General features: G+C 63.0%; 10 protein-coding genes. 7 read left to right on the top strand and 3 right to left on the bottom strand.

The features are described from left to right. Nucleotides 1–17 precede the first annotated feature (17 nt). The 7 genes from CLAM6_RS13720 (at nt 18) to rpsA (ending at nt 10,863) form a co-directional block, all read left to right on the top strand. Nucleotides 18–530: an acyl-CoA thioesterase gene (locus CLAM6_RS13720; protein ID WP_153636399.1), complete on the top strand. Its 513-nt coding sequence runs from the start codon at nt 18–20 to the stop codon at nt 528–530. A gap of 247 nt (nt 531–777) precedes the next feature. Next, the gene (gene gyrA / locus CLAM6_RS13715) at nt 778–3,555 is read left to right on the top strand and encodes a DNA gyrase subunit A (RefSeq protein ID WP_153636398.1); all 2,778 of its coding nucleotides are present in this window, start codon (nt 778–780) and stop codon (nt 3,553–3,555) included. Nucleotides 3,556–3,613: 58 nt separating this feature from the next. Beyond that, nucleotides 3,614–4,708, top strand: coding sequence for a 3-phosphoserine/phosphohydroxythreonine transaminase (serC, locus tag CLAM6_RS13710; RefSeq protein WP_054555590.1), 1,095 nt, complete (start codon nt 3,614–3,616; stop codon nt 4,706–4,708). Between the two features lie 13 nt (nt 4,709–4,721). Then, entirely contained in the window at nt 4,722–5,861 is a 1,140-nt protein-coding gene (gene pheA / locus CLAM6_RS13705; RefSeq protein ID WP_153636397.1) for a prephenate dehydratase, read from the top strand. A 68-nt stretch (nt 5,862–5,929) separates the two neighbouring features. Beyond that, nucleotides 5,930–8,161, top strand: a complete 2,232-nt coding sequence (locus CLAM6_RS13700; RefSeq protein WP_131433164.1) for a bifunctional prephenate dehydrogenase/3-phosphoshikimate 1-carboxyvinyltransferase — start codon at nt 5,930–5,932, stop codon at nt 8,159–8,161. Beyond that, complete coding sequence (gene cmk, locus CLAM6_RS13695) at nt 8,158–8,877, top strand: (d)CMP kinase (RefSeq protein ID WP_043331443.1); 720 nt, start codon at nt 8,158–8,160, stop codon at nt 8,875–8,877. The genes CLAM6_RS13700 and cmk overlap by 4 nt, the downstream gene beginning before the upstream one ends. A gap of 306 nt (nt 8,878–9,183) precedes the next feature. Then, the gene (gene rpsA, locus CLAM6_RS13690; RefSeq protein WP_043331442.1) at nt 9,184–10,863 is read left to right on the top strand and encodes a 30S ribosomal protein S1; all 1,680 of its coding nucleotides are present in this window, start codon (nt 9,184–9,186) and stop codon (nt 10,861–10,863) included. 255 nt (nt 10,864–11,118) lie between these two features. Here rpsA and CLAM6_RS13685 read toward each other — a convergent pair whose 3' ends face one another. From CLAM6_RS13685 to groL, 3 genes are all read right to left on the bottom strand, one after another. Next, nucleotides 11,119–11,322 carry a hypothetical protein gene (locus CLAM6_RS13685; RefSeq protein ID WP_043331440.1) on the bottom strand — a complete coding sequence of 68 codons (204 nt, stop codon included), beginning with the start codon at nt 11,320–11,322 and terminating at the stop codon, nt 11,119–11,121. 503 nt (nt 11,323–11,825) lie between these two features. Beyond that, on the bottom strand, nt 11,826–12,644 hold the full coding sequence (locus CLAM6_RS13680) for an RNA methyltransferase (protein WP_153636396.1): 819 nt from the start codon (nt 12,642–12,644) through the stop codon (nt 11,826–11,828). A gap of 353 nt (nt 12,645–12,997) precedes the next feature. Further along, nucleotides 12,998–14,647, bottom strand: coding sequence for a chaperonin GroEL (gene groL, locus CLAM6_RS13675; RefSeq protein WP_043331439.1), 1,650 nt, complete (start codon nt 14,645–14,647; stop codon nt 12,998–13,000). Nucleotides 14,648–14,695: the final 48 nt, after the last annotated feature.

The raw sequence follows: 14,695 nt of genomic DNA, 5'->3' as shown, positions 1-14,695 counted from the left end.
ACGGACGGGAGGCAGGGATGCAACACGACAGCAATCCACCGCAGGCTGCGGACGGCACTCACGCAGACGTCGGCACTCACGCAGGCGTCGTCAGTCGCACGACCCTGACGGTGCGTGGCTATCATCTGGATGGCTATGGGCACGTCAACAATGCCCGCTATCTGGAGTTCTATGAGGAAGGGCGCTGGGAGTTCATGCTCGCGCATCTCGATCTGGCCGCGCTCAAGCGCGAAGGCATCGCGATGGTGGCGGTCAACCTCAACCTGGATTGGCACTATCCCGCTACCGTGCATGATGAGCTGGTCATCACCACGCGGCTGTCAGAGCTCGGGCGACGCAAGATGATCATGCGCCAGGAGATCCATCTGGGCGAGCGGCGCATGGGCGAGGTGCATCCGCGCTCCGGGGCGCTGGTCTCCAGGGCTGACTTCACCTTCGTGCTGATGAATACCGACTCCGGTCGTGCCATGCCGCTGGACGGCGAGATCGGCGCGCTGCTGGGCGCGTTGGTCAGTGAAGAAACGGCCTGATCGCCGTCAGCGGCGAGGCATGAGCCAGCAGGCCGCGCACATTGACGGCCGTACTACCGTACTGAGGTGTCCTTGCGGCGTCGTGTGAGCTGCTAGGCGCGCTCGCAAGTGATATAATGCCGCCACTTCGGTGCCGCGGAGCTGGCACCCCGTGTCTGCTTCACGCCACTGCCGCGCTGCAGTACCGACGGAGCATGCGTCGTTGCTGCAGTGGCGCCAACAGTTGAGTTCAAGGATTTGACGAATCATGGGTGAGATCGCCAGAGAGATACTGCCAGTCAACATCGAGGACGAGCTCAAGCAGTCGTATCTCGATTACGCGATGAGCGTCATCATCGGGCGTGCCTTGCCGGATGTTCGCGATGGCCTCAAACCGGTTCACCGTCGCGTACTGTTCGCGATGCACGAGCTGAACAATGACTGGAACAAGGCCTACAAGAAATCTGCCCGTGTCGTCGGCGATGTGATCGGTAAATACCACCCGCACGGTGACAGTGCGGTCTACGACACCATCGTCCGCATGGCCCAGCACTTCTCCATGCGTTATGTGCTGGTGGATGGTCAGGGCAACTTCGGTTCCATCGATGGCGACAGCGCCGCGGCGATGCGTTATACCGAGGTGCGCATGGCGCGCCTGGCGCACGAGCTGCTGGCCGACCTCGAGAAGGACACCGTCGATTGGGTCGACAACTATGACGGCACCGAGCGCATTCCTGCCGTGCTGCCGACCAAGACCCCGAACCTGCTGGTCAATGGCTCCTCCGGTATCGCCGTGGGCATGGCCACCAACATCCCGCCCCATAACATGGGCGAGGTCATCGACGGCTGTCTGGCGCTGATCGACAACGGCGATCTGACCATCGATGAGTTGATGGAATTCATTCCGGGGCCGGACTTCCCGACCGCCGGTATCATCAACGGCCGTGCCGGCATCCTCGATGCCTACCGCACCGGTCGTGGTCGTATCTACGTGCGTGCCGTGCATACCATCGAGCACAACGACAAGAACGGCCGTGATCACATCATCATCACCGAGCTTCCCTACCAGGTGAACAAGGCGCGTCTGATCGAGAAGATCGCCGAACTGGTCAAGGACAAGAAGATCGAGGGCATCGCCGAGCTGCGTGACGAGTCAGACAAGGACGGTCTGCGCGTGGTCATCGAGACCAAGCGTGGCGAGTCCGGTGAAGTGGTCGTCAACAACCTCTTCTCCCAGACCCAGCTCGAGACCGTGTTCGGCATCAACATGGTCGCGCTGCACGAAGGTCAGCCGAAGATCCTGAATCTCAAGCAGATTCTGGAATCCTTCATCCGTCACCGTCGTGAAGTCGTTACCCGTCGTACCCTGTTCGAACTCAAGAAGGCGCGTGAACGTGGCCACATTCTTGAAGGTCTGGCGGTGGCGATCTCGAACATCGATGAGGTGATCGAGCTGATCAAGGGCTCGCCGAGCGCGGCGGAAGCCAAGGAAAAGCTGATCGATCGCGAATGGCAGCCGGGCCAGGTGGTCGAGATGCTCGAGCGCGCCGGTGCCACTTCCTGCCGTCCGGAAGATCTGCCGGAAGGTCTGGGGCTGTCTGAAGACGCCAAGCACTACCGTCTGTCGCCGGCCCAGGCTCAGGCCATCCTCGAGCTGCGTCTGCATCGCCTGACCGGTCTCGAGACCGAGAAGCTGCTGGCCGAGTACTCCTCCATCCTCGAGCGCATCGCCGAGCTGATGGAGATCCTGTCCTCTGCCGACCGCCTGATGGAAGTCATCCGCGAAGAGCTGCGCGAAGTGCGCGCCCAGTACGCCGATGAACGCCGCACCGAGATCATGACCAGCCGTCGTGACCTGACCATCGAAGACCTCATCAACGAGGAAGACATGGTGGTGACGGTCTCGCGCAGCGGTTATGCCAAGACCCAGCCGCTGTCTGACTACCAGGCCCAGAAGCGTGGTGGCCGCGGCAAGTCCGCCACCTCGATGAAGGACGAGGATGTCATCGAGCACCTGCTGGTCGCCTCGACCCACGACACCGTGCTGCTGTTCTCCAACAAGGGCAAGGTGTACTGGCTCAAGGTCTACGAGATGCCGCAGGCATCACGTGGCTCGCGCGGCAAGCCGCTGGTCAACCTGATTCCGCTGGACGACGGCGAGTGGGTCACCACCATCCTGCCGGTGCGCGATTACGCCGCCGACAGCTACATCTTCTTCGCCACCGCCAACGGCACGGTCAAGCGCACCGCGCTGAGCCAGTTCTCGCGTCCGCGCAGTGTCGGCCTGATCGCGCTGGACATCGAGGAAGGTGACCGCCTGATCGGCGCCGACATCACGTCCGGCTCCGACCACGTCATGCTGGTGTCCTCCAACGGCAAGGCGATCCGCTTCGAAGAGCAGAACGTGCGCGTGATGGGCCGTACCGCCCGTGGTGTGCGCGGCATGCGTCTGCTCGATGATGCACAGGTCATCAGCCTGATCATTCCGCGCACCACCGCGATCGATGACAACGAGATCGAGGTCGATGACGCCGCGGACGCGACGGCAGAAGGCATCGAGAGCGCTGATGTGGCAACCACCGAGGGCGCGCCGGAAGACAGCGTCGCCAGCGGTGAGGTGCCGCAGTGCTACATCCTGACCGCGTCCGCCAATGGCTTCGGCAAGCGCACGCGCCTGGAAGAGTTCCCGCTGCGTGGCCGTGGTGGCCAGGGCGTGATCGCGATGCAGACCAGCGAGCGCAACGGCGACCTGGTCAGCGCGGTGCAGGTCAGCGACAACGACGAACTGATGCTGATCACCGACCGCGGCACCCTGGTACGTACCCGCGTCGCCGAGGTGTCCACCACCTCGCGCAACACCCAGGGCGTGACCTTGATCCGCACCGCGGAAGAGGAGCGTCTGGTGACGACGGTGCGTGTCGACGAGCCGGAAGAGGTCGTCGTGGTGCAGGATGAGCTGGACGAAGAGGCGCTGAGCACCGACGAACAGGTGCAGGCGGGAGATGATGCCGAGTCGACGGATACCCCGCCGACAGACGCGGAATAAGACGCTGGATTGCGACCGCCTTCGGGGCGGTCGCTTCACTTTCGGGAAATAAGACGACATGACACGCAAGTTCAACTTCTGCGCCGGTCCTGCTGCACTGCCGACCGCTGTCCTGGAGCGCGCCCGCGCCGAGATGCTGGATTATCAGGGCCGCGGACTGTCCGTCATGGAGATGAGTCATCGCTCCGACGAATTCGTGGCCATCGCCGAGAAGGCCGAGGCGGACCTGCGCGAACTGCTCGAGATTCCGTCCAACTATCGCGTGTTGTTCATGCAGGGGGGCGCCTCGACCCAGTTTGCGGGTGTACCGCTGAACCTGCTGGGCGCGGGTGGCAGTGCCAACTATCTGTATACCGGTATCTGGGGCAAGAAGGCGATCAAGGAAGCCGAGCATCTGGCGGTGGGCAGCCACGTGGCGGCCTCCAGCGAGAGCAATGGCCTGATCGCCGTGCCGCGCCAGAACGCGATCCAGCTCTCGGGTGATGTGGGTTATCTGCACTACACCGCCAACGAGACCATCGGCGGCCTCGAGTTCGACTACATCCCCGAGGTGGCAGCGGATGGCGTGCCGCTGGTGTGTGACATGTCGTCTTCCATTCTGTCTGGCCCGCTGGATGTCAGCCGTTTCGGCGTCATCTATGCCGGTGCCCAGAAGAACATCGGTCCGGCGGGGCTGACGCTGGTCATCGTGCGCGAAGACCTGCTCGATCGTGCCCGCAAGGACTGCCCGACCATGCTGAACTGGAAGACGGCCGCCGAGGCCAACTCCATGTTCAACACGCCGCCGACCTACGCCTGGTATCTCTCCGGGCTGGTATTCGAGTGGCTCAAGGACGAGGTCGGTGGTCTCGCCGCCATGAACGCGATCAATGATCGCAAGGCGCAGGCACTCTACGCGGCCATCGATGGCAGCGACTTCTATTCCAACCCGATCGTGACTGAGAACCGTTCACGCATGAACGTGCCGTTCGTGCTGGCCGATGACCGTCTCGACAAGACCTTCCTCGCCGAGTCCGAAGCGGCGGGTCTCTTGAATCTGGCCGGTCACCGCAGCGTCGGTGGCATGCGTGCCAGCCTCTACAATGCCGTGCCGGAAGCTGCCGTCACTGCGCTGGTGGACTTCATGGGCGACTTCGCGCGCCGTCACGGCTAAGGGAGGAGGTGAGATGTCGGATTCCAAGGAGAGCCCTACGCCGCAGGCGGCGGGCAAGGCGGTGACGCTGGATGATCTGCGTCAGCGCATCGACGCCATCGACAATGAGCTGCTGAACCTGATCAGCGAGCGCGCGGGCTGCGCGCAGCAGGTCGCCGAGGTCAAGCTGGCGGCCGGTGACGTGGGCGAGGATGGCCAGGTGCAGTTCTACCGCCCGGAGCGCGAAGCTCAGGTGTTGCGCCGCATCATGGCCAACAACCCCGGCCCGCTGAAAGGCGAGGAGATGGCGCGTCTGTTCCGCGAGATCATGTCCGCCTGTCTGGCGCTGGAACAGCCGATCCGCCTGGCCTATCTCGGCCCGGAAGGCACCTTCACCCAGCAGGCCGCGCTCAAGCACTTCGGCGACAGCGCCGTGACCAAGCCGATGGCCGCCATCGACGAGGTGTTCCGCGAAGTGGAAGCGGGCGCGGTGCAGTACGGTGTGGTGCCGGTGGAGAACTCCACCGAGGGCGTCATCAACCACACGCTGGATTCGTTCATGGGCTCGCAGCTCAAGATCTCCGGCGAAGTGGTGCTGCGCATTCACCACCACCTGCTGGTGGGCCCGAATACGCGTCGCGAGAAGATCTCGCGCATCTATTCCCACGCCCAGTCGCTGGCCCAGTGCCGCAAGTGGCTGGATGCCCACTTCCCGCACGCCGAGCGCATCGCGGTGTCCTCGAATGCCGAGGCCGCGCGTCAGGTGCGCACCGAGTGGCACAGTGCGGCGATTGCCGGTGACATGGCGGCCAAGCTCTATGAGCTGGAGAAGGTCGAGGAGAAGATCGAGGACAGCCCCGACAACTCGACGCGCTTCCTGATCATCGGTGACAGCTCGGTGCCGGCGTCCGGCGATGACAAGACCTCCATCGTGGTGGCGATGCGCAACCAGCCGGGGGCACTGCACGACCTGCTGGCGCCGTTCCACCGCCACCAGATCGACCTGACCCGCGTCGAGACGCGTCCGTCACGCTCCGGTGCCTGGAACTACGTCTTCTTCATCGACTTCCGTGGCCACCGCGATGACCCGCTCATCACGGCGACGCTGGAAGAGCTGCGCCAGTGCGCGGCGGACGTCAAGGTGCTCGGGTCCTACCCGGTCGGTGTGCTGTGAGCGAGCTTGACCACGCGCGCCATGCTGCGTCGTCAGACCTGCTGTCCTCGCTGCCGTCAGCGGAGCGCCTGGCCGGCGAGCGGCGTATCCTGCTGGTCGGGCTGGGATTGATCGGTGGCTCGCTGGCCGCGGCATTGCGCGCGGCGGGCCATCGCGGCGAGATTCTCGCCTGTGATCGTGACTCCAACGAGATCTGCCTCGGTCAGCGCATGGGGCTGATCGACGGTGGCAGCACGCAACTGGCGGCGCTGGTACCGGGCGCCTCGCTGATCGTGCTGTGCGTGCCAGTGATGGCGATGCAGAGCGTGATGGCCGAACTGGCGCCGTTGCTGGATGATGACGCCGTCATCACCGATGTCGGCAGCACCAAGGGCGCGATCCGCGATGCGGCGCTCGGCGTCTTCGGTCGCATGCCGCCGAATCTGGTGCTCGGTCACCCGATCGCCGGGTCCGAGAAGAGCGGTGTCGCGGCGTCCAATCCCGAGCTCTATCGCGATCACAAGGTGATCCTGACGCCGGAGCCGGACAGCGATGCCGAGGCCGTGGCACGCGTGGCGGCCATGTGGTCGGTATGTGGCGCCCAGCTTCTGAGCATGAGCGTGGCGCGTCACGATGAAGTGCTGGCGCGCACCAGTCACCTGCCGCACCTGCTGGCGTTCTCGCTGGTCGACAGCCTGGCGCGCCAGGATGAGCGGTTGGAGATCTTTCGCTACGCGGCGGGCGGTTTCCGTGATTTTACGCGCATCGCGGGCAGTGACCCGGTGATGTGGCGCGACGTCTATCTGGCCAACCGCGATGCGGTGCTGGAGGCGTTGGATGAATTCGAGGCCGGGGTAGCGCGGGTGCGCGCTGCCGTGACCGCGGGCGATGGTGAGGCGATGCTGGGGATATTCACCCGCGCAAGCCACGCCCGACACTACTTCAATACCCTCTTGAAACAGACGAGTTATCAGACCATGGAACAGCAGAACGTGCGGTACCGTGCACTGCCGGGTGGGCAGGTTCAGGGGCGCATTCGTGTGCCGGGCGACAAGTCCATGTCGCATCGCTCCATCATGCTGGGCGCCTTGGCGACCGGCGTGACCGAAGTCGAAGGCTTCCTGGAAGGGGAAGACAGCCTGGCCACGCTGCAGGCCTTCCGTGACATGGGTGTGGTCATCGAAGGCCCGCATCAGGGTCGTGTCACCATTCACGGTGTGGGTCTCAACGGCCTGAAGCAGCCGCCGGGCCCGCTGTATGTCGGCAACTCCGGCACCGCGATGCGCCTGTTCGCCGGTCTGCTGGCCGGTCAGGCCTTCGACACCGAGCTGACCGGTGATGCCTCGCTGACCAAGCGTCCGATGGACCGCGTCGCCAATCCGCTGCGCGAGATGGGCGCGGTGATCGATACCGCAGACAACGGCCGTCCGCCGCTGCGTATCCACGGTGGTCAGCCGCTCAAGGGCATCCGTTACGAGATGCCGATGGCGTCCGCTCAGGTCAAGTCGTGCCTGCTGCTGGCCGGTCTCTACGCCGAAGGCGAGACGCGTGCCATCGAGCCGGCGCCGACGCGTGACCACACCGAGCGCATGCTCAATGGCTTCGGCTACAAGGTCGAGCGCCAGGGCGCTGAGGCGTGGCTGAACGGTGGTGGCAGCCTCGAAGCCTGCCCGATCGACGTGCCGGCCGACATCTCCTCCGCGACCTTCTTCCTGGTCGCCGCGGCCATCACGCCGGGCTCCGATCTGGTGCTGGAGCACGTCGGCATCAACCCGACGCGCATCGGTGTGATCAACATCCTTAAGGCGATGGGGGCCGACCTGAGCGTCTCCAATGAGCGCGAAGTCGGCGGCGAGCCGGTGGCAGACCTGCACATCCGTTATGCGCCGCTCAAGGGCATCGACATTCCGGAAGACCAGGTGCCGCTGGCCATCGACGAATTCCCGGCACTGTTCATCGCCGCCGCCAACGCCGAGGGCATGACCCGTCTGCGTGGCGCCGAGGAGCTGCGCGTCAAGGAATCCGATCGCATCCAGGTGATGGCGGATGGTCTGGCGCAGATCGGCGTCGAGCACGAAGTGGTCGCGGACGGCATCGACATCCGTGGCGGCGCCTACGGTGGCGGACTGGTCGACAGCCACGGCGATCACCGCATCGCGATGGCCTTCAGTGTCGCGGCGCTGCGCGCCCAGGGCGAGATCCTGATCGACGACTGCGCCAATGTCGCGACCTCCTTCCCGAACTTCGTGGCGCTGGCCGCTGAAGTCGGCATGCAGGTCGAGAACCTCGGTGCCGTGGCGCCCGGCCAGGAGGCTTCATGAGCGGGGAAGCGACACCTCATCACAGCCAGATCTGCGACGCGCCGGTGCTGACCCTTGATGGCCCCGGCGGGGCAGGCAAGGGCACCATCAGTCGTCTGGTCGCGGCGAGCCTGGGCTGGCATCTGCTGGATTCCGGTGCGCTGTATCGCCTGACGGCACTGGCCGCCGAGCGTCATGGCGTGGCGCTGGAAGACGAGGACGCCGTGGCGACCATCGCCGAGCACCTCGATGTGCAGTTCGATGCCGAAGGCGACGCCACCAGCGTGATTCTGGAAGGCGAGGACGTCACCCGTGACATCCGTCTCGAGTCGGTCGGCAACAATGCCTCCATCATCGCGGCCCAGCCGCGCGTGCGGACTGCATTGCTGGCGCGCCAGCGCGCCTTTGCGCGTGCGCCGGGCCTGGTGGCCGATGGTCGCGACATGGGCACGGTGGTCTTCACCGGTGCGCCGCTCAAGATCTTCCTGACGGCGAGCGCCGAGGAACGTGCGCGTCGTCGTCATGCCCAGTTGCAGGAAGCGGGTGTCGATGCTAATATTTCGAGCCTTTTGACAGAAATACAGGCGCGCGATGCGCGTGACATGGGCCGGGCAGTCGCCCCGCTCAAGCCTGCAGACGACGGCGTGATCCTCGATACGACGGATCTCGACATCGACCAGGTGATCGAACGCATCCAGCAGCTGCTGGTCGAATACGGCCTGGTAGCGGCGCGCTGAGACTCGAGTCTCAGCCTGTAGGTAGTCAGAAAAACGGATTGATCGCCTGCTGTTGCAATACGGCCTCCGGGTCGGGCAGCAGCGGGTTTCGCTCGCTTCGCGAGTGATGATGCAGAACCCAGATGACACCGAGGTGTCATCAACCCCCCGGCAAGGTGTCATGGGGTGCATCGGCGGCAAGCGGAAAGCCGGTGTATCTCGAACCAGCGTCAACGCCCCCGGGGATATGTAGATATGGCCCGTGCTTGCTGGTGGTACGGAGACTGCGGTGCAAGCCGCCCCAAACGTTGATCATGTAGGAATACCATGAGCGAGAGCTTTGCTGATTTATTTGAACAGTCACTCCAGGACATCAACATGGAGCCGGGCGCAATCGTGTCCGCTACCATCGTGGATATCGATGGCGACTGGATCACTGTCAATGCCGGTCTGAAGTCTGAAGGTCAGATTCCGTCTGAACAGTTCCGTGACGAAAGTGGCCAGCTGTCCATCAGCATCGGCGACGAAGTCATGGTTGCACTGGAAGCCGTGGAAGATGGCTTCGGTGAGACCCGCCTGTCCCGCGAGAAGGCCAAGCGTGCCGAAGCGTGGAAAGAGCTGGAAGCCGCCTTCGAGAAAGACGAGATCGTCAAGGGCGTGATCAACGGCAAGGTCAAAGGTGGCTTTACCGTCGACATCAACACCATCCGTGCCTTCCTGCCGGGTTCTCTGGTCGATGTCCGCCCTGTGCGCGACACCGCCCACCTCGAGAACAAGGAACTGGACTTCAAGGTCATCAAGCTCGACGCCAAGCGCAACAACGTTGTCGTGTCCCGTCGTGCCGTCCTCGAAGCCGAGAACAGCGCTGAGCGTGAAGCCCTCCTGGCCACTCTGCAGGAAGGTCAGCAGATTCAGGGTATCGTCAAGAACCTGACCGACTACGGCGCCTTCGTCGACCTCGGCGGCGTTGACGGCCTGCTGCACATCACCGACATGGCATGGAAGCGCATCAAGCATCCGTCCGAGATCGTTGCTGTCGGCGACGAGATCAATGTCAAGGTGCTGAAGTTCGACCGCGAGCGCAACCGTGTGTCTCTGGGTCTCAAGCAGCTGGGCGAAGATCCGTGGGTCAACATCAAGGCTCGCTACCCGGAAGGCGCCAAGATCAACGCACGCGTCACCAACCTCACCGACTACGGCTGCTTCGCCGAGCTGGAAGAGGGCGTCGAAGGTCTGGTCCACGTGTCCGAAATGGATTGGACCAACAAGAACATCCACCCGTCCAAGGTCGTCAATGTCGGCGATGACGTGGAAGTGATGATTCTGGACATCGACGAAGAGCGTCGTCGTATCTCCCTGGGTATCAAGCAGTGCACCACCAACCCGTGGGAAGACTTCAGCGGCAAGCACAACAAGGGCGACCGTGTCTCCGGTACCATCAAGTCAATCACTGACTTCGGTATCTTCATCGGTCTGGAAGGCGGCATCGACGGCCTGGTTCACCTCTCCGACATTTCCTGGAACGAAGCTGGCGAAGAAGCCGTGCGTCGTTACAAGAAGGGCGAAGAAGCTGAAGCGGTCATCCTGTCCATCGATCCGGAACGTGAGCGCATCTCTCTGGGCGTCAAGCAGCTCGAGAGCGATCCGGTCTCCGAGTACCTGGCCGTCAACGACAAGGGCGCTATCGTGTCCGGTCGTGTTGTCGACATCGATGCCAAGGAAGTTCAGGTAGAGCTGGCGACTGACGTCATCGCTATCCTGAAGGCTTCTGAAATCAGCGCTGACCGTGTCGAAGACGCACGCAACGTCCTGAGCGTCGGCGATGCTGTCGAAGCCAAGATCGTCGGTGTGGATCGCAAGAGCCGCCTGATCAACCTGTCCGTCAAGTCCAAGGACCAGGTTGAAGCACCGCGTCGCGATGCTGCCAAGCCGCGTACCCAGGAAGTCGAGAGCAACGGCCCGACTACCATCGGTGATCTGATCAAGCAGCAGCTGGGTCAGGAGTGATCCCGAGACACTCCACCTCCTCGTGAGGTGGGGTGTCCGGATCCACGCTGAGGTGACATGCCTCTGGTTGCCACCTCAGCGTCTCCGAGTCGGTATCCTGCATGAGACGCATGTCATATGCGGGAACGAAAAAAACCGCCGCCCTTCGGGGTGGCGGTTTTTTCATGCCTGGACGTTACGGGTGGCTGCTGGTCATTGTTGGTCGTTGCTGGTCATTACCAGTCGCCACCTGCCAACCACCTCATCTGGCGTCGTTCAGTGCGCCTGCGAGGCTGCGGGCTGACTGACCTTGGCCAGCAGTTGCATCTGGCGTAGCGAGATCGTGCAGTACAGACTGCGGTAGAGCGTCGGTTCCTGCGTCGGGTCGGTCTTGAGCAGGCGAGCTTCCAGCTGGTGAATATCGCTGGCCAGCTGTTCCGCGTCCGGGGTCTGAGTCTGTCGTGCGGCTGTCTGAGTCATGTAAAGGCGCTCCGTGAGTCCATGGTCGTGGATGGGATCAGGGTCGGCTCTTCTTGTGGGTGTCTCGAGGTGCGTCGCCACGCTGGCCTGTCATGGCCCTTCGTGTGTTGGCGTGGCGGCGTCTCTGCCTGCTTTTGCGGCAGTTCTCGACCTGCATGGCAGGTCTCAAGGTCGCAAAGGAGCCTTTGCCTGACACTGCAGCCTTTGCGCGTGACTTCCTTGCTGGGCTGCAGCTACTGCATGGGTCTGTGCCGTATCACTATGCCGGTATTTCTATACCGGTATTTCTATACCCGTATTTCTATACCCGTATTTCTATACCTAGGCTGTGTGACGGGTTCTGCGGTGCCTGACGTCTTGCCTATCAAGCATAGCGGAAGGTCTACAGTGCACCTTGATCCATGTCAGAAGGATGACGTTGCGCTGACAGGCTGTTGCGAAGTGGCGAGAGCCAAGTGGCAACAGTCCGAGCCTCAGTACATGACGGGGCGGTCGTGCGCGACTCAGGACGCCTCGTGATCGCTCTGCTCGCTGCCTGTGCCAGCGTTCGCCGCTGCCGTCTGACGCTCAAGATTGGACAGCATGCCACGCAGGATGGAGAGTTCGCGGCGTGTCGGCTCGGCACGTGCGAACAGGGCGCGCAGCCGCTCTTCGGTCTGGGAGTGGGGCTGGTTGAGGAAGCCGGAGTCCTGCAGGGCGCGACCGAGATGCTCATGGAAGTAGCCGAGTTGTTCGCGGGTCGGCAGCTGATCATCCTCACGGCGCGCGACAGGCGCCTCCTGAGGCTTGTCGAGCGTCAGGCGCCATGCACTGCGGCACTCGTGCGCCAGCACCTGGACGGCCTGTGAGACGTTGAGGATGCCGTAGTCCGGGTTGGTGGGGATCGATACCTGATGCGTGCAGCAGGCGATCTCCTCGTTGGTCAGTCCGAAGCGCTCGCGGCCGAATACCAGCGCCACCTTGCCATCGCGCGCGATATCCATGGCGTGCGCCGCCATCTCGCGTGGCTCATCGAAGTGGGGCAGCGGGACGCTGCGCAGGCGAGCACTGGCCCCGATGACCAGCTGGCAGTCATTGACGGCGTCTTCCAGGCGCTCGACCACGCGCGCATTTTCCAGCAGTTCCGCGGCACCGCTGGCCATGCGTGTCGCTTCCTCGTCGGGGAAGCAGCGCGGATTGACCAGCACCAGGTCCTTGATGCCCATGGTCAGAATGGCGCGAGCGGTGGCGCCGATATTGCCGGGGTGGAAGGTCTGCACCAGTACGACACGCACATTGTCGAGGGCGCTAGTGGTCGGGGAAGCGGCGAGGGTATCAGTCATGAGAAGGTCCTGGGCAAGCGAGGCGCGCGGCCTGAGCGGTTGGCGTCATCGGTCGTGACCGTAGGCATTTCAGCCTCAATACATCGTCAGCCTCGATGCACTGTCATCACCAGGCGCCATGTCTCGGGCCGCGGCAAAAAGTGGCGCCTAGTGTAGCGTGGTGAGCCGGAGGCGTCAGGTACCGAGAGCCGCGGCGCTTACCGTATGAGGGCCACGGCGTTCACTGTATGGGTCTCGCGCTGCTCGCCGCATGGAACTCGCAGCGCTCGCCGAATGACAGGCATGAAAAAACCGCCCCTGCTTGCGCAGGAGCGGTTCGGGACACGACGGGTGAGTCGTGGGGTGAGGCTGGCTTACATCATGCCGCCCATGCCACCCATGCCGCCCATGCCACCCATGTCGCCGCCGCCGGCAGCGGCCTTGTCTTCCGGATCTTCAGCGATCATGCATTCGGTGGTGATCATCAGACCGCCGATGGAGGCCGCGGACTGCAGTGCAGAACGGGTCACCTTGGCCGGATCCAGCACGCCCATCTCGAACATGTCGCCGTAGACGCCGGTAGAGGCGTTGTAACCGTAGTTGCCTTCGCCAGCCTTGACGTTGTTGAGCACGACAGAGGCTTCTTCACCGGCGTTGGTGACGATCTGACGCAGCGGAGCTTCCATGGCACGCAGTGCGATGGCGATACCGTGAGTCTGATCTTCGTTGTCGCCTTTCAGGTCGACCAGCTGACCCAGCACGCGAACCAGGGCAGTACCACCGCCAGGCACGACGCCTTCCTCGACGGCTGCACGAGTGGAGTGCAGGGCGTCTTCGACGCGAGCCTTCTTCTCTTTCATCTCGACTTCGGTGGCAGCACCGACGCGGATGACGGCAACGCCGCCGGCCAGCTTGGCGACACGTTCCTGCAGCTTCTCGCGGTCGTAATCAGAGGAGGTTTCCTCGATCTGAGCGCGGATCTGGGCAACGCGTGCTTCGATATCGCCTTCGTTGCCGGCGCCATCGATGATGGTGGTGTTTTCCTTGGACATGGTCACGCGCTTGGCGGTGCCCAGGTGGTCCAGGTTGGCCTGTTCGAGGTTGAGGCCGACTTCTTCGGAAATCACGGTGCCACCGGTCAGGACAGCGATGTCCTGCAGCATGGCCTTGCGACGGTCACCGAAGCCCGGTGCCTTGACGGCAGCGACCTTGACGATACCGCGCATGGTGTTGACGACCAGAGTCGCCAGCGCTTCGCCTTCGATGTCTTCGGCGATGATCGCCAGCGGCTTGCCGGACTTGGCAACGCCTTCCAGCACCGGCAGCAGTTCGCGGATGTTGGAGATCTTCTTGTCGACCAGCAGGATGTACGGGTCTTCGAGTTCGACCGCCATGGTGTCCTGGTTGGTGACGAAGTACGGAGACAGGTAACCGCGATCGAACTGCATGCCTTCGACCACTTCCAGCTCGTCTTCGAAGCCGCGACCTTCATCGACGGTGATGACGCCTTCCTTGCCGACCTTCTCCATCGCTTCCGCGATGATCTCGCCGATGCGAGAGTCGCCATTGGCGGAGATGGTGCCGACCTGGGCGATGGCCTTGGTGTCGGTGCACGGCACGGACAGCTCACGCACGGCCTTGACGGCTTCGATGACGGCCTTGTCGATGCCGCGCTTCAGGTCCATCGGGTTCATGCCCGCGGTCACGCCTTTCAGGCCTTCGTTGACGATGGACTGAGCCAGCACGGTGGCAGTGGTGGTGCCGTCGCCAGCCACGTCAGAAGTCTTGGAAGCGACTTCCTTGACCATCTGGGCGCCCATGTTCTCGAAGCGATCCTTCAGCTCGATTTCCTTGGCGACGGAAACGCCGTCCTTGGTGACGGTCGGAGCGCCGAAGGATTTTTCCAGTACCACGTTACGGCCTTTCGGACCGAGGGTAGTCTTGACCGCGTCGGCCAGGACATTGACACCACGCGCCATGCGCTTGCGTGCATCATCGGAGAAACGAACGTCTTTTGCAGCCATGTTTATCTCTACCTTTAATCAGTAAGTCGAAGCGTTGGAACCCGAAAA

It is taken from the genome of Cobetia sp. AM6 (assembly GCF_009617955.1).
GTDB lineage: Bacteria > Pseudomonadota > Gammaproteobacteria > Pseudomonadales > Halomonadaceae > Cobetia > Cobetia amphilecti.
Note: the sequence above shows the minus strand (reverse complement) of the source record. Positions and strands in the feature narration are given on the sequence as shown.